General features: G+C 56.2%; 16 protein-coding genes and 5 pseudogenes. 13 read left to right on the top strand and 8 right to left on the bottom strand.

Translation table 11 applies throughout. From position 1 onward, the window contains the following. A partial coding sequence (locus EFQ99_RS33725) for an integrase core domain-containing protein (protein WP_148669430.1) occupies window positions 1-119 on the top strand: 119 nt, incomplete at its 5' end. Between the two features lie 366 nt (window positions 120-485). Here EFQ99_RS33725 and EFQ99_RS33720 read toward each other — a convergent pair. From EFQ99_RS33720 to EFQ99_RS33700, 3 genes and pseudogenes are all read right to left on the bottom strand, one after another. Then, window positions 486-971 (bottom strand): NifX-associated nitrogen fixation protein, encoded by a 486-nt coding sequence (locus EFQ99_RS33720; protein WP_004677039.1) that lies wholly within the window; start codon window positions 969-971, stop codon window positions 486-488. Between the two features lie 1,679 nt (window positions 972-2,650). Beyond that, a pseudogene (gene nolL / locus EFQ99_RS33705) lies at window positions 2,651-3,762 on the bottom strand (nodulation factor fucose acetyltransferase NolL). An 872-nt stretch (window positions 3,763-4,634) separates the two neighbouring features. Next, the gene (locus EFQ99_RS33700; RefSeq protein WP_004677031.1) at window positions 4,635-5,408 is read right to left on the bottom strand and encodes an aquaporin; all 774 of its coding nucleotides are present in this window, start codon (window positions 5,406-5,408) and stop codon (window positions 4,635-4,637) included. 900 nt (window positions 5,409-6,308) lie between these two features. Here EFQ99_RS33700 and EFQ99_RS33695 point away from each other — a divergent pair. The 7 genes from EFQ99_RS33695 to prs all read left to right on the top strand — a co-directional run bounded on the left by EFQ99_RS33695 (window position 6,309) and on the right by prs (window position 11,904). Next, entirely contained in the window at window positions 6,309-6,764 is a 456-nt protein-coding gene (locus EFQ99_RS33695) for a phasin (RefSeq protein ID WP_041684036.1), read from the top strand. Window positions 6,765-7,050: 286 nt separating this feature from the next. After that, window positions 7,051-7,605 (top strand): adenine phosphoribosyltransferase, encoded by a 555-nt coding sequence (locus tag EFQ99_RS33685; protein ID WP_004672710.1) that lies wholly within the window; start codon window positions 7,051-7,053, stop codon window positions 7,603-7,605. 31 nt (window positions 7,606-7,636) lie between these two features. Then, window positions 7,637-8,905 (top strand): radical SAM/SPASM domain-containing protein, encoded by a 1,269-nt coding sequence (locus EFQ99_RS33680; RefSeq protein ID WP_004672712.1) that lies wholly within the window; start codon window positions 7,637-7,639, stop codon window positions 8,903-8,905. 80 nt (window positions 8,906-8,985) lie between these two features. After that, on the top strand, window positions 8,986-9,480 hold the full coding sequence (locus EFQ99_RS33675; RefSeq protein ID WP_004672713.1) for a hypothetical protein: 495 nt from the start codon (window positions 8,986-8,988) through the stop codon (window positions 9,478-9,480). Window positions 9,481-9,485: 5 nt separating this feature from the next. After that, window positions 9,486-9,815, top strand: coding sequence for a hypothetical protein (locus EFQ99_RS33670; protein WP_004672714.1), 330 nt, complete (start codon window positions 9,486-9,488; stop codon window positions 9,813-9,815). Between the two features lie 29 nt (window positions 9,816-9,844). After that, window positions 9,845-10,960 (top strand): nucleotidyltransferase family protein, encoded by a 1,116-nt coding sequence (locus EFQ99_RS33665; protein ID WP_004672715.1) that lies wholly within the window; start codon window positions 9,845-9,847, stop codon window positions 10,958-10,960. 2 nt (window positions 10,961-10,962) lie between these two features. Further along, window positions 10,963-11,904 carry a ribose-phosphate diphosphokinase gene (gene prs, locus EFQ99_RS33660; RefSeq protein WP_011053499.1) on the top strand — a complete coding sequence of 314 codons (942 nt, stop codon included), beginning with the start codon at window positions 10,963-10,965 and terminating at the stop codon, window positions 11,902-11,904. A gap of 6 nt (window positions 11,905-11,910) precedes the next feature. On the opposite strand, the gene EFQ99_RS36115 is transcribed toward prs, so the two are convergent. Both EFQ99_RS36115 and EFQ99_RS33650 read right to left on the bottom strand, forming a co-directional pair. Continuing rightward, window positions 11,911-12,945, bottom strand: a complete 1,035-nt coding sequence (locus EFQ99_RS36115) for a zinc-dependent alcohol dehydrogenase (RefSeq protein ID WP_011053500.1) — start codon at window positions 12,943-12,945, stop codon at window positions 11,911-11,913. A gap of 410 nt (window positions 12,946-13,355) precedes the next feature. Continuing rightward, a pseudogene (locus EFQ99_RS33650) lies at window positions 13,356-13,979 on the bottom strand (acyl-homoserine-lactone synthase). A 434-nt stretch (window positions 13,980-14,413) separates the two neighbouring features. On the opposite strand from EFQ99_RS33650, the gene repA reads away from it, so the two are divergent. The 3 genes from repA (at window position 14,414) to repC (ending at window position 18,014) form a co-directional block, all read left to right on the top strand. After that, window positions 14,414-15,628, top strand: coding sequence for a plasmid partitioning protein RepA (gene repA, locus EFQ99_RS33645; RefSeq protein ID WP_011053501.1), 1,215 nt, complete (start codon window positions 14,414-14,416; stop codon window positions 15,626-15,628). After that, window positions 15,625-16,650, top strand: coding sequence for a plasmid partitioning protein RepB (gene repB / locus EFQ99_RS33640; protein ID WP_004672729.1), 1,026 nt, complete (start codon window positions 15,625-15,627; stop codon window positions 16,648-16,650). The genes repA and repB overlap by 4 nt, the downstream gene beginning before the upstream one ends. A gap of 155 nt (window positions 16,651-16,805) precedes the next feature. Next, window positions 16,806-18,014, top strand: a complete 1,209-nt coding sequence (repC, locus tag EFQ99_RS33635) for a plasmid replication protein RepC (RefSeq protein WP_097603683.1) — start codon at window positions 16,806-16,808, stop codon at window positions 18,012-18,014. 450 nt (window positions 18,015-18,464) lie between these two features. On the opposite strand, the pseudogene EFQ99_RS33625 reads toward repC, so the two are convergent. Further along, window positions 18,465-18,676 (bottom strand): annotated as a pseudogene (locus tag EFQ99_RS33625) (IS3 family transposase); the annotation flags it as partial. Then, window positions 18,630-19,586 (bottom strand): IS4 family transposase, encoded by a 957-nt coding sequence (locus EFQ99_RS33620; RefSeq protein ID WP_342028410.1) that lies wholly within the window; start codon window positions 19,584-19,586, stop codon window positions 18,630-18,632. The gene EFQ99_RS33620 and the pseudogene EFQ99_RS33625, both read right to left, overlap by 47 nt. A gap of 81 nt (window positions 19,587-19,667) precedes the next feature. Between EFQ99_RS33620 and EFQ99_RS33615 the strand changes: the two are divergent. Then, window positions 19,668-20,092, top strand: a pseudogene (locus tag EFQ99_RS33615) (DDE-type integrase/transposase/recombinase); the annotation flags it as partial. Window positions 20,093-20,348: 256 nt separating this feature from the next. On the opposite strand, the gene EFQ99_RS33610 reads toward EFQ99_RS33615, so the two are convergent. Continuing rightward, the gene (locus tag EFQ99_RS33610; protein WP_037175911.1) at window positions 20,349-21,377 is read right to left on the bottom strand and encodes an IS110 family RNA-guided transposase; all 1,029 of its coding nucleotides are present in this window, start codon (window positions 21,375-21,377) and stop codon (window positions 20,349-20,351) included. A gap of 70 nt (window positions 21,378-21,447) precedes the next feature. Between EFQ99_RS33610 and EFQ99_RS35935 the strand changes: the two are divergent. Next, a pseudogene (locus EFQ99_RS35935) lies at window positions 21,448-21,681 on the top strand (integrase core domain-containing protein); the annotation flags it as partial. Window positions 21,682-21,799 lie beyond the last annotated feature (118 nt).

The following is a 21,799-nucleotide window of genomic DNA, read 5'->3' as shown; positions in this document are numbered from 1 at the left end:
GCGAAAAGATGGAGGATTGGCGTAGATACTACAATGAGGAAAGACCTCATGGTGCGATCGGCAACAAGGTGCCGATCTCGTTGGTGAATTCGGGAGGCGCAACCAGCCCGCCTCCCTGAATGAAGCCGGAAAACTCTAGCATCCGGTGGTCCAACGTTTGGGAGCGGTTCAAGACCGCCGAGGCTCTAATCGCCGCCGGATGAAAATTCAGTGGCAGGTCATTTGAAGGCCAACCACCTACCTTCCTGCCGAACACTGGCAGACCAGAAAACAAGGGGCGCAGCCAATACACGTCGCTTGATCAGTGCTTGTGAGATACGCCGGAGCCAAAGAGGAGCCGTAGTGAGTAGTGAACGCACTGTCATGCAGGTTCCTCCATGTCGCCCCCCCCCCGCGCCAAGAACGCTAGGGCACACCCCCGGATTGCTTGATTGCTGGGCAGATTAGCGAAGAATTCCGCCCTATATGAGCCGTTTCAACCGCACTTAAACGCGCGCTACATCTGAATAGGTCTTAATTGTTGTTAAGCCATTATCGACCAGGCCAGTTCCCGCCTCGGCGAGCTTTTGGAGGTTGTCGAAGCCAAATCGATGTACGTCGCGGAGCGTCTTCGAGAGTACTACGAGCCGCCCCGCCGTGAGTAATATCCGACCGAATCCCTCATGGTTCACAGTCAACACCGGTGACGCCATCAGTCCGGACTGCTCCTCTATAGCAAGTGCTACGGCGGCATAGAAGATCTCAAGCCGCCACTGCACCTCTAGGTCAGGTCCCCCGATGAGAGGAATCGCCCTACGCTGCTGCCTCGTCACGATGAAATCACAGAGCAAATCGGTGTCCGATTTCTCTTGCCACAATTCAAAGGTGTCTTGAGCACGCATCAGACGCAAGAGGCACTTAATGAAAGGCGTGGCGAGAGCATCTTTCTCATCTAATCGAGCATTGTTGGGGACAGGGGTGACGTTTGACATCAGTTAAAATCCTCCTGAGTGTTGGATGCGGTTTGACTAAGGGCCACACCCGCTTCCGGTAACACCATCCCTTAAAATGGTGCGGCAGATGGGACCTGTGGCGACGCAACTTGGCCCGGACGAATGACATGGCCCCTCGAAACGGGGCGGCCGCAACAACAACGGCAAGCGGCGGGCAACGCTGGCGGGCTTGACGAAAAGCGCTTCACAAGCGAGATTCCCGTCGCGATAGTCCAGTGGCGGTAGGTTTCGCCGCGAACTCCACCCTCAACCAACCTATTCGCCGCCAGGTGTAAAACCGTGTCTCGGGCTTTCGAATTGAGGATCAGGCGGGGGGTGGAATCAGCTTTTCGAGGTCGACAAGGACAGTGAGAGTATCTTGAGAGGCCGTGTACTTGCCGATACCCCCTTTTCCGTGCGAACTGATGCAGACCTGCCATGTATTTTCCCTTCAAGGTTCAAATCGACTTCGACCGGACGCCACACGTTCCACCAGGCGATTGCCCGCCGCGTAGTTCTGGGAGTTCAAGACTCATGCCAGTCTCCTCCGCTGAGGTTCGGAACACGGCATCTGTATTGTTTCCAGCTTCTTAGCTAGCCCATGAAGAATTGATCGAGGACAACGTTGTCGTGAACCGGACAAGACGCGGTGGGGATCGAAGAAATGGCATCCCGGTGCAGCGGCGGAACCTATTCTCCGGCCACGTCAGCAACAAATGACACCCGCCGAAGCCGCTCCGCTCTCAATTCGCGGATTGGGCGCAATGTCCGGCCGCTTGCCGAGGTGCAGCCGGTCGATCTTCTTTGCTTGGCGATCACAGCGCCTCCCAGTGATGGACTCCGAGACCCGCATGCATCACTGGCTGGAGCTCCCTTCCTCGACAGTTAGCGCCGTCATTTGGGGGAATGCCGCGGGCAAATGGAATGCAGGCATAGGCCCCCGCGACGCCGGCGACAGCTCAACAACGCTCTGAATTTCCACAGTGAACGGCTGTTAGACGTAGCCGGCAAAGGGGAAGCTCACGAAGATCAGATGGCCCTTCAGGGCCGGGTCCTGGTCCGATGCCCACCGGATCGACCGGCCGCAAGGTTTTAGGACCGTTTCAACAACCAGCCCCTGGGCGCCTCGGCGGCGTGTATCTTAAGTTGCCGGCGTGCGTCGGCCGCGTTCACTCTCTATCCGCACCAGAACACGGCACCCGGGGGATCATGCTGCCGGCACGACCTAGCTGGCCGGTACCGTCGGCGCCGGCAAGAGGATGACTGTGGCAGCGGCCGTCATGGAGCAGTGCTGCCTCGGTGTGACCGCTGAGGCGATACTCGCTGTTTCCGGTCATTGCTTAGCACAGGCCGGAAAAGCGTTTCTGGTACCTTAGCGAACGCTCGCGATTTTAGCAGGGACAACGGGACCTGGCGGCAAGCGGACCCCAAACAAGTGCGAAGCAAACCGAATCTTTGGCAACCTCAAAGAGGGTGGAGTCGATACCCTGGGGGTCAAGCGCCCGCGTCGTCGCGGAGCATTGGGCGCGGAGGGGTTTGCGGATTCTCGATACGTGATTGGCACATCAGTCGGACCTCAGCCGATCTTCGTGCAAAAGGATCCTTTAAAAATGGGCCCCTTAACGCGTGCCTTGGCATGCTTGCTTGCTGACGAAGTTTAGGTTGAGAATTGAACACCGCTAGTTATTCGCAGGATTGCTCGGCAAACGAACGAGGCGGGGTGGCGTTCCAAGCATGAGCTGGGACAGATAGGGAATGTCGCGCACGCTCCAGCGAACTGCTAGTGCTACGGCAATGATCATCGTCCCGAGAATTCCCGCCGCGCCAGACCTCATTGTGGGAGCCCATTGTTCTCCGTAATGTATCAAATCCATGAGACGGAATACCGTAGCCTGCACCAGGTACAACACGAGCGTGCTCTGCCCCACTTCCACGGCGATAAAGCGAACCACCCGGTTCGAGCGTCCAATTTCCAGGATTGAAGCAGAATCTCGATCATCACTGCAGAGGCCACTGTCGAGCCAAAAAACATCAGAAGGATATCTTTTGCCGACTGCAGATCCTGGATTAAGGCGAGATTGTTGTAGACATAGGTGTCCTCGCGCCACGCCATGAAGCACAAGCTAGCCGCGATAGAGGCGGACATCATCAGGAGTGGCTTATGATACCGCATTATGCTCGTCCACCAATCTCTCGACTGCGCAAATGAAAATCCCATGCAGAAAAAGGGATAGGTGTACTTTATGAGAGGGAATATAGAAAACGTCACGGGGGCAACTGCGACCAGTATGGATGAGACAAGCAAAGAGCGTGCCGACCCGGAGTTGAAGATCGAAATAAGTTTGACCAAAAGAAAAGAAGCAAACGCAGCCCAGATGAACCAGTATGTGCCGACGAAATCGTGCATGAATTGCAACAGGTTGCCAGGTGCGTCCGGCGGCCGGGGAAACATGAGCAATTTGACTGCCTCCAAAAGGGTGAACCAGAACAGCGTCGGCACCAGGAGCTGCAGCGCGCGATCACCGATGGCTTGCCTGAACGATTTGCCTAGTAGCCCTGATCTAGAGAGATATCCGCTTATCGCCATAAAGAGAGGCATGTGAAACATGTAGATCGATTTGAAGCATGCCGAATCCCAGAAGCCATCACCCTCGTAAAAGATATATTGTATCAGGTGACCGAAAATCACCAAGACAATGAGTATTCCTTTGGCGAAGTCTAAAGCTAGATCGCGATCGTCGGCCTCTGGCGCCTCAGGCACTGTCTTTCCACCTACAATTCTTGCTCGCATTCTCAACATCTCACGATGCCTACGGGAGCCTTTGAAAGCGGCATTTTCCAACCTCTCGTTCATCATGCAGGCTAATCCAGCTTCCGATCAGCGCTCCGACTTCGGCATGCTGAACGACGGCCAACGGTCATACAATTTGCCTGGGTTCCAAGTTCACAGGGCGACCGTGGCGACTTAGGCCCAGTAGCCGTTTTCGGCGTGTCCATTGGCTGTTTTTCGCCGCAACGTACGCCCCGCCTAAACTCGCTGCCGCGCAACTGCTTGGGCTGCCACGTCGTCGAAATCTTCTAACGGACATTTGCGCGTATGCAAGTAGCGCTGCTTGACTCTGCACTCGGCTATTGTTGCGATTGCATATGATTCTCCATGCCAAACTTGCGCGACACCGTATCAAAAGAACATATTGCCGATTCAATGGCTCCTAGCCGCTGTGGGTATCGTCTATCACCTACCGGCGCTTGGGTGTGGATCGGCACCCCAGCGCAACCCCCGGACGCTGGAGATTTGCTCCATTAGATCCGCCGCCCAACGTGTCCTATATGGCAGCCTCACCATTGTAAAATTCATGCTCCTAATGACACGCATCTGCGGTATGGATGAGTATCGCGGACCCTTGACAACCTTGAGCGGAAGGTCGGTGAGTATCGCGATACACGAGGCTTTGGCCGCGATCGCCGCCGTTTTGGATCGCCGCCAATGATAGCTGGACGTTGGGCTGCCATTGTCGATCCGTATGCGACGTTTGTCGATACGTCAGAGACGACCGTGGTCCCAATCCGTAGGAAGATCGCAGTAAGCGTCAAGATATGCGGGATGCAACGGCCAGTGTCTGGGGATGCGCTCCCCTGTCAAGGTCGAGACCCCCTCCTCGATCAGTGGCTTTCCCTTTTTGGGATACCTCTCCTTCGGTGGCGAAAGAATGAAACCGGGCTGGATATGTCGCTGGTCATTTCGCGCGATTCAAATTGGCGCAGACTTTGCGGCTCGCTTGACGCGACGATCCCCCTGAGCTGAAGAAGGCCGGCCGCAATAGCGCCGAGCATTGGCGCACATATATAAAGCCAGAGTTGAGAGAGTGCCGCCCCTCCTGCGAAAAGTGCTGGGCCGATCGATCGTGCTGGATTCACAGAAGAACCCGAAACGGTGATACCGCCAAGGTGGATCGCAACTAAGGCAAGTCCAATCGCCAATCGTGCAACAGCGCCGCGTCCAGCCGTGCATTTGAGGAATACAGTTACGAACAGGAACGTGGCGATAAACTCGAATAGGAACGCAGCTCTCCATCCGTAGACTACCCAGCCGGTTTGGGCGAAACCTTCTAGGGTGATATCGTAACCGCCGACCTTGTTCATAGCGATAAGGTAGAGCGTGCCTGCCGCCGCGATAGCTCCTGCACATTGGGCGGAGACATACGCGAGAAAGTCCCACACTCTCAATCGGCGCGACACGAGGAAACCCAGGCTGACCGCCGGATTGAGATGCGCGCCCGAGACTGGGCCAATCGTGTAGGCCATTGCAACCACGGTCGTCCCGAAGGCTAAAGCGACACCCAACAGGCCCACCTCTTGACGCATATAAAGCAATGTGCCGCAGCCGAGGAAGACAAGTGTGAAGGTCCCGAAGAATTCGCAAACATACTTTTTCATTTTTCACTCCATTGATTAGACCCCACGTACTTTTCGGTGTCATCCTCGTGCCGCCAAGCGTTCCGCATGCACCGAACCAATCATCGTGTCAGGTCCCGAAAACCTCCGTAGTTGACTTCAATTGCGTCCTTGTCCGACGAGATCGGCATCAGAGCCTATGGTCAACCAGCGTCACCGATCACCAGCAAACGTCGTACCAAATGAAATATGTTGCGCATCACAGCGATCGCTCTGATGACGTTCGGTCTTATGTTCGAAAGTGCCGTGAACAGGATAGGCAGGCGAACCGTACCGAGACGTATGGACCCGAGCTGGGCTACGAACAAATCGCCAAGCAGCCCATCCTCAAATTATCGAAACAACGACCCTCTTCATGGCTCCAAGCGGAAGGTGGTGCAAAGCAGGAACCAGGACAAGGGTTGATAAGACCGCCAGGGACGTTCACGAGAAGTCGAGTAACGCCCCTTAGCCACGAACAGGCACATGATCCTTGGCGCGATTTGAAGTCCGCGTGAATTCCCTTGTCCCCAGCGCAACCGTCGACATTTTTCGCAAATGTCGGGCATTCGCCACTTTTGTCAGATTTGTCGTGACTGGAACGTTTTGTTCGCCGGTCTCTCCGCCAAATACACATCAACCTGCCCTCAACCCGCCCATCGATAAACGAAAATCATCTTCTTGGCGCGTCGGAGCAGTTGGCATGGTGTTTGCTGATCCCTGGTTACAAGCGGCAGAAAGCAGTCTGCATGATGCCGGTTCATGAAACGAACGGAACGGAGGCCACCTGACCGTTCGTCATCGGATCCGCGTTCTACCAAAGCGGCCATGCATAGTCCGCCGGCGGAAGGGGTCAATCCCGATGTCACAGCTTGCAACCAACTCAAAGAGAAGGAAAATGCAATGACCAAGATTTCCGAAAGATCATTTGAAACGATCGAAAACCCGGGGTCATCGCCGCTCAAGGTGCCAGATCAGTTCGGCGCATCCGTTGAAAAGGGGAACAAGCAGGTGACAGAGGCTCTTTTGAAATTTGCGTCCGGCGCTGAAGCGACACAGAAAATGCTGCCTCCGATCCTCGAAACGACAAGTCTATTCGGCAACGAATTGTGGTGGAAGACGATCGCTGCACTGCAAGCCGACGCCGAGGCCGGCTTCTCACATTTGCAAGCTTTGCTGGGCGCGAATTCGCCGTCGCAGATCCTCGAACAGCAGTCGGCCTTTTTCCGCAAGCGGGTTGAGACAAGTTTGCAGCACGCCAAGGAAGTCCGGGAGCTCTCAAGCAGGGCGGTGGAGGAAATCTCAAAGCCGGTCAAGGATGCTTTTGACAAGGTCCTGACGAACCCCAAAGCGACGTAAAGTTGACTCGGCACTAAGATCAGGGCTGGACGAATCATGATCGGAGCCGCTTTCGAGGAGACAACATTATGCGGCCGACTGATGTTTCATCTGTTCGCGGCGCTGGCGAATTCCGGCGTGATCTGGTCAGAGAGCGGACCCGTGCCGGCCCGGAGGAACGTGGTAGGCGCGGCGGCGGCCGCCGCTGATAAGCTTGCCAGGGCCTCATCTGGTGGCTGGCCACAAAGTGCGCGAGGCCATCGCACCTTACGAGGCTCTTAGATGGTTACATGTGGGGGATAGTAAAATGATTGTAGCTGTTCCAAATAGCGGGGCGTCACGGATTAACCAATCCGGTGTAGAAGCATTACGAGAATTTCCTAACTTTCCGATAGGCGGGATCTTGTTCAAGGATATAGCGCCTATGCTGGCTGGTAGAGGTGCATTGGGCGAAGTCGTTTCTACCGTCGCAAGCCAAGTGTCGGGAACAGAAATCGATGCCATTTTGGCGGTTGATGCGCGTGGTTTCATCTTGGGCGCCTCATTGGCTGATAGGCTCGGTTGCGGTTTCATCATGGTAAGGAAACCCGGTAAACTGCCGGGGGACGTCCTCTCATTTGAATACAGCTGTGAATACTGCTCCGGAACCCTGGAGGTAACTGCCGGCCTCATCGGTGACGGCCTGCGATGCCTGATTGCTGATGACCTTCTAGCGACGGGTGGCACTGCTCGGGCGACTGGGAATTTTGTCAAGTCCCAAGGCGGAGAGATCGCCGGATACGCATTCATACTCGAAATCGAAGTTTTGAAAGGCAGGCGTCAATTGGACGACGCACCAGTGATCAGTGCGATGACGTGCTAGCGCAGCAACATAGACGTAAGGAGGCAAGCGCATGAATACCCCTGATTGGCTTTCGACACCGCAGGACGTGCATGTAGCCAGTCAGACGCTACAGGCCCTCGTCACAAGTGAACTTTCGAAACGAGTCGTCTCGGAAAACGAAATTAAAACGATCTATCTGTTTCTAACCCGCAAGTGCAATTTGGGATGCCACCACTGTTATATCGCAGGCGTCGGGCCCAAGGCCAAGGGCATTGATTTCAACCTGGAGGCGATCCAAGGACTGATCGAGCAAGCACTACCCAATGGGCTGCGCAAGGTTAAGGTTTCCGGGGGTGAACCGATGGTTCACAAGGAATTCATGGCAGTCATGGAATATCTCGCATCCTGTGGGCTGAAGGAGCTGGTTTTCGAGACGAATGGAACCCTCTTTGACGAGTTCACGATCGAGCAGCTAAGTAGGCTCCCCAATTTGACGGTCTTCATCAGCCTCGACCATTTCGACCCAGAGGCGCACGACGCTTTCAGAGCAAAATCGGGTGCGTTCGCCAAGACTGCGATTGTCCTGCAGCGGCTTGGAAAAACTGACATCTCTACGGTGGTAACGACGACTGCCTATCGCAACAACTATGACAAGGTGATTTCGATTATAGATTTGGTGCTCGGCTGGGGCATCAAGAAGCATCGGACGCTGCTCAACATACATCCGATGGGCAACGCGCGCAGCCATGAGGACAATGCGATAAGCTTGGAGGAATGCAAGCTACTGATAGGCGATCTTTTGAAATCTCCCCATTTTGAGAGTGGCGCTGCATACATGACTCTGCCGCCGGCTCTGATGCCTCTCAAGTATCTGAACGGCGTGCATACTTGCGGTTGGGGCGACAACGTACTGGGCATACTGTCGAACGGACAAGTTTCGATGTGCAGTGCCTCCTACGATGATCCGGAAATGATCGCCGGCAATGCCTTCGAAATGCCCTTGATGGAAATCTGGCGCAACAGCCCGTTCTTCCATGAGCTACGCGAGGTGGTGAGTGGCGAGGTTAAGGGCGTCTGCGGCAACTGCGTGTTTTATCCAGTCTGTCGCGGCGTCTGCAAGATGAGTAGCTGGTCGCACTATGGTGAAAAGGACGCGCCCTATCCGCTGTGCCAGGAACTTTACAATAACGGAGGTTTTCCGGAGTACGCCCTGGTGGACCCGACGAAAGATTCCACCTACCGCCGCGGAGTTATAGCGAAAGAGCGTCGGCCCGCCGCCGAAGCTCCTGTCTATAACTTCTCGGAGGAAATCGCGGCTGCTGCGCAACACACTCACTAACGCAGGAGGCGCGACGTAATAATTGCTGTGTCGACGACGTAATTTAACCAGGTCAACAAAAATAACGTGGAGGATTGAGGATGAGCAGAGCTTTCCGAGGTGCGGCGGGTGTGGCGCACACACTTGCGAACAACGCGATACGATCCGGCAACAAAGCAGCCGCCCAGCAAGCCCAGGTGATTTCTCGTCTCGCGGAAGGACTCGCCCGGCTGCAGGCGGGTTTGGATGACCAAGCTCAGCAATTGACGGCTGGCCTTGTAAAATTAGAGCAATCGCTAAAGGTGTCACGCAGATCGCAACGGTCGAAATCCGGCTCACTCGCTGCTAACGGCGAACTACAAGACTACTACGTTGATATAACCGCCTCGAAGAAATTTGGCAAAGCCAATTGGCCGCGCGCCGCCGATTCAGGTCTTGTAGGACGCCGCATTGGGCGAGGACCGGTTAGGATGACTGGTTCCGACACACAATCGGCAAAGGCGGTTACCGCCGCATTCGCCAAACTTCTTTCGGCTCAGGCACAATTGCTGCAGATACGCAGTGAAGTGGAAGACCTCAAGAAGGTTCAGAGGTAGCGGCAATGGCTAGTTCCCGACTGTTTGGCTACGCCGTTGACGAAGAGGATGGCAAGCTGGTAATCGTGATTGACGGATTGCTTGCCGAAAGTTGCATCCGGCAAATTCGGGACAGCGCCCAGACGGGCCGCGGTGGTGAACTCTTGTCGCGATTGCTGCCGGTAAGTTCGGTTTACAAGCTTATGTCTGGACAAGAGGAACGCGCTGAAGAAACGCTCAGCCTTGAACAGTTGCTTGGACAAAACGTCGACCAGAGTTTCGCTTCCTTCGAACAACAGTTCGCCGACCTGAGGCAGACACTAGCCGAATTCGGCAGCCCGGAAAGTTCGAAATAAATCACGCAGCCGTATCAGGAGTCTCCGCGATGCTTCGGTTGTCACCAGAAGACTCTATTTTGCTGATCACCTGCCGGGCCTACCTACGACCCGAGGATGAAGAGCGTTTGGTTCGTCTCTGCAAGGAGCCTGTCAACTGGCCCTATGTGGTATGGCGCGCCGAGCATAATCGGACGGTGCCGCTGCTTGAGAATCACTTGCGCCGCCTCGATTTGTTGACACTATTGCCTACTGAGGCGGCGCATTACGTTCAGTGCTGGACTGTCATGTCAAAGGTCAGGTCCGCACTCGAATTTCGCAATCTGCCAGAAATCATGGATGCGCTGGATCGGGCCGGCATCGCCTGGTTCCTGGTGAAGGGACCAGATCTCGCGCTTCTCCACTATCCCGATCCACTCCTACGGCCGATGACCGATCTCGACATCATGGTCAAGCCCGCTGACGCGCAGCGCGTGCAGCGGCTCATGTTCGATCTCGGCTACCGGCACGGTATTTTCGACCCTTCAAATGGCAACTGGCATCCGGAACGAAAGGAACTCGATGACGAAACCTTCCGCGAAAGCTATTCCTTGCCGGTGTTTGTAAGGATAGAATCCGTTGAATCTCCGTTCCCTGGTCCCGCGGTGCCACGCCAGCTGCGCTACCGCCACGTAAAGGGATACATCGATTCCGCGAAGAAGCTGCACATGCCCATCTTCATTGATATGCATGTAAATCTCTCCGTCGGCATCGATGTCGAAGACATATGGTCAGGCGTGCGTCTTGCAAACGGTCTAGGCCGCATATTGCAGGTCCAATCCGCGACTGGCGCCGTCTGGTTCCTTTCGGCCAGGCTTTATCACGAGGCCTTCCTTTATAATTCGCTTCGACTATTGATGTTCGGCGATCTTCATGCGGTTCTACACAAAGAAATGGCGAATATTAGCTGGGCGGAGGTCGCTGCGATAGGTTACAAATACGAGATGAGGCCGGCGTTATATTTCGTCCTGACGCAGATGAAGCGCATCTGTGGGATAGACATACCGTCCGAGTTCCTAGAGCTCATTCGACCTGATCAAACCGAGGTACCACTTCAACATGATTGGGGCGACGTGTTGCCCAAACTGCTGTCTATTCCCACTGTTAACGATCTTGAGCTGGCGTAAATATGGCGCCCGAGTCACCATATCGTACAGATCCTGCGGCGAACGACCTTCGTATCGCAGCAACCGAAACCTCTGCAAAGTTTGCGTCAACAGTCCATCGGGCCCTCACGCGGTCAGGAATAACGATCCTAAACACGCAGGTGTTCAGCAATGGCCAGATGGCTGTCACTCCGCGCGACGGCGGGCTTGGCGGAAATGTGGTGGTCGTGCAAACATTTCCTGACAGCGTTCATGATCGTCTTTTCGAGTTGTTCCTAGCGCTTGGTGCCGTGCGGGCGCGGGGTCCCCGCACGATTACCGCTGTTCTTCCCTACCTCCCATATTCGCGTTCGGATCGCCCTGCCTTCGACGGCGGACCTGTACCGGTGCGAATCCTTGCGGGGATTATCGAAACGCTCGGTATAGATCGGCTGATAACTTTCGAACTCCATGTTCCTCAGCTGTGCGCCGCATTTGCCTGTCCTGTCGTCAATCTTCAGTTCGCTCCCGCCCTAGTTCGCCATCTCGGTTCTGCGGCCGTCGATGGCGACATGGTCGTTTCACCGGACTTCGGCGGAGCGAAGCGAGCTGAGCACTTGGCGGCCCTGCTCGGCTGCCCATTCGCTGTCATGCGCAAGCACCGCAGAGACGATGATGACTTTCGGGAGAGCGTCGAGATTCTGGGGGACGTTGCTGGCCGGACGATCATCCTGATTGACGACGAAATCAACAGTGGTCAGACGGCTTTTTCAGCCGCCGCACATCTCAAAGCGGCAGGCGCTCGCAAGATAACCCTTGCCGCAGCCCATGCCATATTCACGCCGTCGCTGAACGAAAACTGGGGACGGTCTCAGATCGACCGCATCGTTGTGACCGACAGCGTCGGACGTACCGACAATTTCCCCGACAGTGTCGAAGTAGTCTCGATCGGCAACGAAATTGCAGGCGCGCTGCAGGCACGCTGAGAAGCATTACCTGAAATCTAGCATCACGCGATTAACACGTGGATCGAGCGCCTGCTCGAATGCCTCTTGGGCGTTTGACGAGGGCCAAAGATTGACCTGCAGCACGTCGAAGCGTGCGGCGTGTTCAACGATGGTTCGAATGGCATTTCTCACGTCGTCCGCGCTTTGGGCTATGGTGCCGATCAGTTCAATTTCCCGGTAATGCAGAAAGTTAGCGCCTACCGATAACAAATCGGACGTCGGAATCGATTGGTAGAGTACAATCCTGGCACCGCGTGACGCCGCAGCTATGGCCCCCTGAATGCCTCTGACACCGAAGCGCGTGCAAAAGATGCAGTCGAAGCCCCAGCCATCCGTTAATTTCTCGACGAGTTTCGGATCAGACAGAGAATGAACTGACCCCGTTGCATGGGCGCCGGTCGACATCACAGGCCCATGCGTTGCCACGTCGTCATCGAAAAGGTAAACGTCGCATCCTTTGGTTGTCAGAAGTATCGAATGGAGAAGGCCCATCGTGCCTCCGCCGATGACGGCCACAGTGTCTCCAGCCTTTGCACGCGCCCTATTTATGCCGCGTGCCACGCAGGCGACAGGTTCAACTAACGCGGCACGCTCGGGAGCCAAAAAGGAAGGTACGGAAAAAACCTGATAGGCGGGTACGCCCACAAAATTGGCCAATCCCCCCGGCCCCTGCGGCACCCCTCCTCTCGCTTTAGGATTTAAATATGCACAGTGGTTGTCCAGTCCGAGGCGGCAGGCACGACATTGGCCGCATCTGCGCATTAAAAGCACCGCAACGCGGTCTCCTACGCGCAGGCCATCCGGTACATCGTCCGGCAGAGACACGATCGTGCCTGACAACTCGTGCCCGCCCCAATAGGGGTAAGTCGGCTTGGCGCCCCGATAAACGCGTTGCTCCGGTGTGCAGAGTCCACACAACTCTATCCGCACACCGACTTCGGACGATACGGCGAGTGGAACCGACAATGTCCATTCTTCAACCTTGCGGGGGCAAGTAATTACGAGTCCACGAACCTCCATACGAGACCTCTCGCTCCCCGACACACCGACTATCCTAATATGTACACTTACTTGCATCCAGAATCTAGCCAACAACCACAGGCGGCAGTCAGAAAGCTGATGAAATCACGTGCCTTGCTGGCGGGCTTGCTTATGTCCTGGGTCTTGACAAGCTTCTCGGAGATATCGTCGGCGCAAACGGCAAAGGACGTTTCAAGCGGCAGAAGTGTTCCCTTGCGCAAGGAGCGACGAAACTATTGAAGGTAGAGTGGAGCGCTTGGGCCGCGTCAATGCCACCAGCCTCAAACACGAGCCGCGGTTTACCAGCCCGTTCTTCGATGCATCCTCATCTCTGCGAAGATGCCATGTCGCCTTCCCTCATCTGCCCGCGCGAACCCTCCTAAGAGCCTATCGCCACATCGTCCAAAGCTTCATCCTTCGTGGCGCACCGGTTCGAACCGAACAGACCAACAATCCGAGTCGCACCGAGAAGGATGACGGCAACTAGATCGGTAGTTGGGCGGCCGCAACATCAGAAAGGTCTCAGCGTTTGCTGGACGCGTGCCTGCGATGGCGGTGGTGGCAACGATCTTCTCTGGCTGCCCCAAGCGCGGGAGAGGCCATTCGACGCTAGCAAGAGTTCGCTCGAACCTGATATCCGTTACCGCAACGACTTCGCTGAGACCACCTCCCAGGCACCATTCTACGATGCCGGCGAACAAGGTCAGCGTTGCCTCGTGAACGGAACCATCTCCCCTCCCCTCCCCTCCACTCTTCGAGGTGTCGACGCAAAAGCGAGAACTCTAGACCATCAGGGGATTGGCGTTCAGGCGGCCCTTCGGGAGCAGAGACGGAAATACGTCTACCAGCATGGTCGGTCCCATCGCAGACAAATCGCGTGCACATCCTGCAAGTGGTCCAGCCGCGGTGACATCCAGGATGGCAGTCGGGGCGAGAGCGTCAACCCCATCTGCCTCGCACTCGTCGACTACTTCTACATCCCAAGTGCGAGTGGAAAAGATCCTCGCACGTAGCCTATGATCGTCCTGAAGCAGCTACGCTTCGTAGTAAATTTTTGGTGTCGAGATCGCGAATACCTGCATGAATTTCTCCGCCGCCGTTAGGCGCCGGGAACTCTGCACGAATTGGAATCGGGCGTCCGTTGTCGAATGCTTACGGTTTTGTGCGAGTGAGTCGCGGCAAGGGGATCACCGACTTTGCCGAGGTCTTCTGCTTTTCGTCTAAATCGCCGGGGCACATTTGTAGGATTCACAATAAAACACACCATGACCAATCGGTACCGCGGTCTTGCTAAGCTGCAGGATATAAACGGAAAAATCCATTTACTCTACGTTCCGGGTTTATCCACGTTAGCCTTTCGTTAACCTAAAACCCCTTGCTCAAAATGCAGAATCGGCTCTAATAGCTAGTGGCGGAACTTTAGCGGTTTCGCGAAAAGTTCCGCCACTTGCAGGAAATGGATTTTGAGATGGCGAAAACCGCAGCAAACACAGCGCCGGTCGTCGAAGGGTTGACCGCATTGATGGAGCGTCATGCTGACGCTCTCTCCAGCCAACTTCAAGCACATCATCTCAAGGTCTTCCCGCCGACGTCCGAAAAGGGCATTCGATCCTTTGCACCGTCAGAAGCCTCAAAATTGCTTGGCATCGGTGAGTCTTATCTTAGACAAACTGCTTCGGAAATGCCTGAACTGCACGTTAGTATGAGCCCTGGCGGTCGACGCACGTTCACGATCGAAGATATTCATTCAATCCGTAAGCACCTGGACCTGATTGGCCGCGGGAACCGGCGCTACCTGCCCCATCGTCGCACGGGGGAGCAGCTTCAAGTCGTCTCGGTGATGAATTTCAAAGGCGGCTCGGGCAAGACGACGACAGCCGCGCATCTGGCACAGTACCTGGCAATGCGTGGCTACCGGATTCTCGCGATTGATCTTGATCCCCAAGCAAGCCTTTCCGCACTCTTCGGCAGTCAGCCAGAAACTGACGTTGGTCCGAACGAAACACTCTATGGCGCCATCCGGTATGATGACGAGCAGGTCCCAATCGAGCAGGTTGTCCGAGGAACGTACATCCCGGATCTTCATCTAATTCCTGGCAATCTTGAACTGATGGAGTTTGAGCACGATACCCCGCGCGCGCTTATGAACCGGAAGGAAGGTGACACGCTTTTTTACGGTCGGATCAGTCAGGTCATCGAAGACATCGCGGACAACTACGATGTCGTCGTTATCGATTGCCCTCCCCAACTTGGCTATCTCACGCTTTCAGCTCTGACCGCCGCAACCTCGATCCTCGTCACCGTCCATCCCCAGATGTTGGATGTAATGTCGATGAACCAGTTTCTGGCGATGACCTCGAATCTCCTTCGGGAAATCGAGAACGCAGGCGCCCAGTTCAAGTTCAATTGGATGCGCTACCTCGTCACTCGTTTTGAACCGAGCGATGGCCCGCAGAACCAGATGGTGGGCTATCTGCGTTCGATCTTCGGCGAAAATGTCCTCAATTTTCCGATGCTCAAGACGACCGCCGTTTCGGACGCTGGCCTGACGAATCAAACCCTCTTTGAGGTTGAGCGCGGACAGTTCACGCGCTCGACCTATGATCGGGCCTTAGAGGCGATGAACGCCGTCAACGACGAGATCGAAACTCTAATCAAAAAAGCATGGGGTAGAACCACATGAGTCGGAAGCACCTCCTTGACGTCACCACGGACGCGCCCGACAGCTCATCAGCTGCTGAACACAGAGCGGCAAAGACTCGCTCCATGCCGCTTCTCGGCGTGACCAGAAAAGAACGAGATCCAGCGACGAAGCTGACTGCAAACATCGGTAACGCGTTGCGCGAGCAAAATGATCGTCTTGGTCGTGCCGAGGAGATCGAGCGGCGTCTCGCCGAAGGTCAGGCCGTGGTTGAACTGAACGCGTCGTCAATCGAGCCGTCCTTCGTTCAGGATCGCATGCAAGGTGATATCGAAGGACTTCTTGCATCCATCCGCGAGCAAGGACAGCAGGTCCCAATCCTTGTGAGACCTCATCCCGTTAAACCCGCGCACTACCAAGTTGCCTTTGGACACCGCCGGCTGCGCGCCGTTTCGGAGCTAGGACTGCCGGTCAAGGCGGTTGTTCGAGACTTGACGGACGAGCAGTTGGTTGTCGCACAGGGTCAGGAAAACAATGAGCGCGAAGACCTCACCTTCATCGAAAAGGCACGTTTCGCACACAAGCTAAACAAGCAGTTTCCACGAGAAATCGTCATCGCGGCTATGTCAATCGATAAAAGCAACTTGTCGAAGATGCTCCTGCTTGTTGACGCCCTCCCCTCTGAATTGATCGATGCCATCGGCGCCGCTCCAGGCGTTGGACGCCCAAGTTGGCAGCAATTGGCAGAGCTGGTTGAGAAAGCATCGCCTCCGGCAGGCGCTGCGAAATATGCTGCCTCGGAGGAGGTGCAGGCGCTGCCGTCGTCGGAACGGTTCAAGGCAGTGATCGACCATCTGAAACCGCGTCGGACTGCGCGCGGGTTGCCAGACGTCCTGTCGACCCCCGATGGCGACAGGCTTGCGCAGGTCACGCAGAGCAAGAGCAAGCTAGAAATTACCATTGACAGGAAAGCCACGCCGGATTTCGCGGCTTTCGTACTCGAGCATTTGCCGGCGCTTTACCAGGAGCATCGCGCAAAGCATCAACGGAAACAGGGAGTGTAACCCGCAAAAGAAAAGAGCTCCCTCAACGTCGCCGTCGTGGAAGCCCTTCTGTCTCTGTAGCAAGAACAGAATCGCATTTCCTCGAATCCTCGTCAAGAGTCTTTGGCGCCGTTTTGGTGAGCGAATTTCCTTTGCCTGCTGAAAGGTGAGAGACAATGCAGTCGGGGAATGTAGCGACGCCGTTCGGGCGGCGGCCAATGACGCTTGCGCTCGTGCGGCGCCAGGCGGCAATGGAAATCAAGCATGGAAAAGCTGCCGATAAGTGGAAAGTGTTGAGAGACGCTTCCGCCGCGATGGAACTGCTCAAGATCCAGTCGAACAGTCTGGCTGTTCTTGACGCACTTTTGAGTTTTTATCCTGACAATGAGTTGCGTCAGGATGCACAATTGATTGTCTTCCCCTCGAATGCCCAACTGGCGCTTCGGGCGCATGCAATGGCGGGCGCAACGTTGCGGCGGCATATTGCCATTCTGGTGGAGTCGGGGTTGATCGTCCGTAAGGATAGCGCCAATGGCAAGCGCTTCGCCCGCAAGGGCGACGATGGCCAGATCGAGAATGCTTTTGGCTTCGACCTGTCGCCCCTCCTGGCGCGATCGGAAGAGTTGGCGATGTTGGCGCAAAGAGTGGCGGCCGAGAGAGCCTCGCTCAGGAAAGCCAAAGAGAGCCTTACAATTTGCCGGCGGGATGTTCGCAAACTTATTACTGCTGCAATGGTCGAGGGCGCCGACGGCGATTGGAAGACGACCGAGGACATCTACATTGCGCTCGCGAGCAGAATTCCGCGCGTTCCGACCCTTGAAGGGGTCACTAGCGTTCTCAATGAAATGGAGATGCTCCGTGAGGAAGTGCTTAATCGTTTGGAAAACCTCGAGAATGCTGAAAAAATTAGCACCAATGCTGCTCATATCGAGCAGCACATACAGAATTCAAAACCCGAATCCATAAATGAATCTGAACCACGCTCCGAAAAGGAGCAGGGGGCAAAGGCGAGCTTGAGCCTTCAGCCGAAGAATGAATCGCAAAGGGCGTTCCCCTTGGGATTGGTGCTCAAGGCGTGCCCGATGATCAGCGACTATGCACCGCGCGGCGTGGGAAGCTGGCGAGATCTGATGTCTGCCGCTGTGGTGGTTCGATCTATGCTGGGGGTAAGCCCTTCCGCCTACCAGGATGCCTGCGAGGCGCTAGGACCGGAGAATGCTGCGGTGGCAATTGCGTGCATCCTGGAAAGGGCTAACTTCATCAACTCTCCTGGAGGCTATCTGCGGGATCTAACGCGCCGAAGTGAGCGCGGTGAATTCTCGCTTGGCCCGATGATAATGGCGTTGTTGAAGGCCAATGGGCAAGGCGGTTTGAGGGCTGGGTAAGTGCGGCTGATCGTTGTTCCTGCCGTTGAGGATTTCGGTTGTGGTCAGCTGACCACCAAGCTAACCTCTTGGAAAACACCAACTTTCAAAGGCGGCTTGTCGCAGGCATTGTGCCGGTTACCGTCTGGCTCCCGAGCCAAATGACGCCTCTTAGGGGAACAGTAGACCGTGATCTCAATACGAACGCGCCCAAGGTCGCGCACGAACAAGACCAGGAGCGAAGTCTTCGCACGAAATGGCAGCCGCCTTTCATCAATTCATTGGCACCGGCGCGGCAAATCGCAAGGCGGCCGGCTGTGCCGGCTAATCGCGAGTGGGCGATGGCGCCGCATGGATAGGACGCAATAGGAACAACTACCTGCTGCCATCCGCAGCGCCGGAATCTACGGGGCTGATTCGCGGCGGCACTTCCACAACACTGGGAGAATTCATCAACCGCTATCTTGGGCGAGGTGACGCAATGAGCCACTCGACCCTATGGTCTTTTGACCAGGCAAGAATGGCATTCGAGGTGAGTTTGGTGCCGTTGTCGGAGAGATCATTGCGAGTTTCGAGCGAGGCGACGACCGGAGATCGAGGTGTCCGGGGATCGCCGCGAGGCATTCTCGCGTCGCGTCATCGACGATGTTGAGCACGCGAAACCCCCTTCCGTAAGCGAACTTGCAGGCACGCGCGCACCGATCCTGGCCAACGCGAAGGCTCTGCCCGCTGGTCGCTGGATTTTGTTCGTGACCAAAAGCAAATGATCCAGTGGAACATTTCTCCACCGAACGACTGAGGCATATACCTATCTCGCAAGGCCCAGCCATCGGCACAGTATTTGAGTCCGTTGAAGAAGGTGATGGGTCCAGGCGGCTTGGAGGAGGCATAGCCGTTCCAGCCGCCGAGTTTGGCGATGATCCAAGCGGCCCAGGCGAGCGAAGCTTTGGGATGGGGATTGGATTGCAGCTTGGTCTTGCCCTTGAAGCGGCTTTCGAGGGCGGCGAGCGTGTTGATCTCGTGGGGACTGACTGCCAGGCTTGCCGGGTGAGGATCGCCGCCACTGCGGTCCTGCACGAGTTGGAGGACGATTGCCGCGGCCTTGGCGGCGATGGCGACGAGCTTTTCCAGCCGCGGCGCTAACTGCAATTGGCTGTCTTCGATCTTGAAGCCCTGCGTCTTCATCACCCGGAAGAACTGCTCGATCATCCAGCGCTGCTTGTACCAAGCGACGATCTGCCAGGCGTCAGTCGCACTGGAGAGCGCATGGGTGGTCAAGAGCAGCCAATGCAAGGGCTCGACACCGTCGGGTGCGTCCGGTTCGACGACCTCGACCCAACTGAGCCTAACCCCGTCGGGCAGCCCTTCTTCGCGCAGGTTTTGCGGTCGCCTGATCGTCGCCTGGCCGAAGCGCAGGCACAACGTTGCCTGCCGCGCCGGACGGTCGGCGCGCTCGCGCAGCTCGATCGTTTGGGTGTCGCAGAACCGAACTGTCTCTACGACATCACGCAGTTTAGAGCCGCCGATGAGTGCATGGTCATGCATGACGCGCGACAAAAGATCGAAGCGTTGGTCGGGCAGGCGCGCCCACATCATAAAGAAGTCGCCCTATTGCGCGACCTCGCGACCGGCGACCGGCGACCGGCGGCTTCGGCGGGGGGGGGGAGCGCCGTTGGGGTCGACCGCATCTACGGGCTCTATCGCGAAGAAGGACTTTCCGTTCGCAAGCAGAAAAGCCGGGGCGGCACTGTCGGCACGCGTGGCCCGATCCTGGTCGAAGCGAAGGCCAATGCCCGAAGCTCGCTGAATCTCGTTCACGACCAGTTCGCTTGCGGAAGGCGGTTTCGCGTGCTCAACTTCGTCGAAGACGTGACCCGCGAATGCCTGGCGGCGATCCCGTGCACCTCGATCTTGCGTCGTCGCGTCGCTCGCGAACTGTCGGTCCTCATCGAACGGCGCGGCAAACCGGGGATGATCGTCTCCGACAACGGCACGGAATTCACCTCGAATGCCATCCTTGCCAGGTCGAAGGATCATAGTGTCGAGTCGCACGGCATCACGCCGGGAAGCCGATGCAAAACGCTAATGTCGAGAGCTTCATGTATAGACGGCCCCGCGGGCGCAAGAGGCTTTCTGCAAGTTTAGGTCATCATTCGGGTGCGTTCATGTATTCGGCCTTTGTCTGCGACCGAGACCATGGTCGCTGGCCCTGATGGAGTACGCGGATCGAGGCCTCATCAACGGGTCGCGCTTGAATGCGGCGCCTAAAGCTCTCCGGGTTTGCTCGATCCCCAGCTCCGCTGGATGACCATCTGTTGCTTCTGCACCTTACGCCGGTTCGCTGAGGTTTCCTGTCTATGCTGTCTTGACGCGTGCCTCCCTGAACATCTCTCCACTTGTCATCATCGCCCAGATGATCCGAGCAAGTTTGTTAGCCACGGCGACGGCCACGATCATAGGACGTCGTCGTTGTAGTAAAGCTTCGATCCAAGCTCCCCCGACCTTCGCTCGAGCTTTCGGATACCGAACTATATTCCTGGCGCCGATTACGAGCAGATGACGCAGGTAGGCATCTCCTTGTTTCGTAATCCCTCCCAATCGAGTGGTGCCGCCACTGGAGTTTTGACGCGGCGTCAGGCCCAGCCAAGCTGCAAACTCTCGACCGGAGCGGAACATCCTAGCGTCCGGAATGGTGGCGGCGATGGCCGTAGACGTGATTGGGCCGACCCCTGGGATCGACGAAAGCAGATTTGAGACCGGATCTGAACGACCGATTTCCGCTAGCTTCGTCTCAATCCCGTCGATCTGCTTGTTCAACTCGCCAACAGATCCGATCAAGCTGGTCAACGCATACCGAGCATGTTCTGGCAACGAGGCCGCAACTTCCTCTATCATCGGCATTATGGTCTCGATGCGTTGTCGACCTTGGCCGAAGATGATTCCGAATTCGGCGAGATGAGCGCGGATCGCACATACCGTCATGGTCCGTTGCCGTACCAGCAGACCTCTAGCTCGATGTAGCATCAGGAAGCTCTGGTTAGCCTCAGACTTTACCGGAACGAAGCGCATATCGGGTCGCCGAACAGCCTCACAGATGGCTGCAGCGTCCGCGGCGTCATTCTTCGCGCCGCGCCGTACAAACGGCTTCACATACGAAGGCGGTATCAACCTAACCTCGTGACCGAGCTTCATCAGCTCCCGAGCCCAGTAGTGCGCCGTGGCACAAGCTTCGACACCAACAACGCATGGCCTTGCACGCTGAAAGAACTTGATCATCTCGCTTCGCCGGAGCGCCGCGGTTTTGATCACTGAACCGTCGGCATCCACCGCATGGACGTGAAAGTTATGTTTGGCCAGATCAAGGCCTATCGTGCTGGCGATCATATCAGTGGCTCCTGTTTGAGTTGGCGCATCATCATACGACCAACCGGTTCGGAGCGGGGCCGTCTTCCCCATCAACGGCCGGATGCGGGACGAGATGGTCAACCAAAGCCTGTTCCTCGGCTGCGATTATGCCCGAAGCGCCATTGCTGGGCCGACGATTACAACCACTTCCGGCCGCACTCATCGCTCGGACCAGACCCGGGCACGTGATGCAGATACCATTGCCGCAACCGGCTCCAACGCTGCGCGAGATGAAAGCTTCGCGTTTCCGCCACTTGGCGTACTCGGAGCGCGCAGGCTCTAGTTGTGAGCTTTCGGGAGGTTGTCCATTCAAAGCGGATTTAGGAGACTGGAGCTATCACACCTCGAGTCGGAAGGATCGCCGCGAATGAACATTCATAAGAATGCCCGACTGACGCCGT

It is taken from the genome of Rhizobium vallis, from assembly GCF_003985155.1.
Taxonomy (GTDB): Bacteria; Pseudomonadota; Alphaproteobacteria; order Rhizobiales; family Rhizobiaceae; genus Rhizobium; species Rhizobium vallis.
The sequence above is the reverse complement of the archived record's forward strand: the minus strand, read 5'-3'. Positions and strand labels throughout refer to the sequence as shown.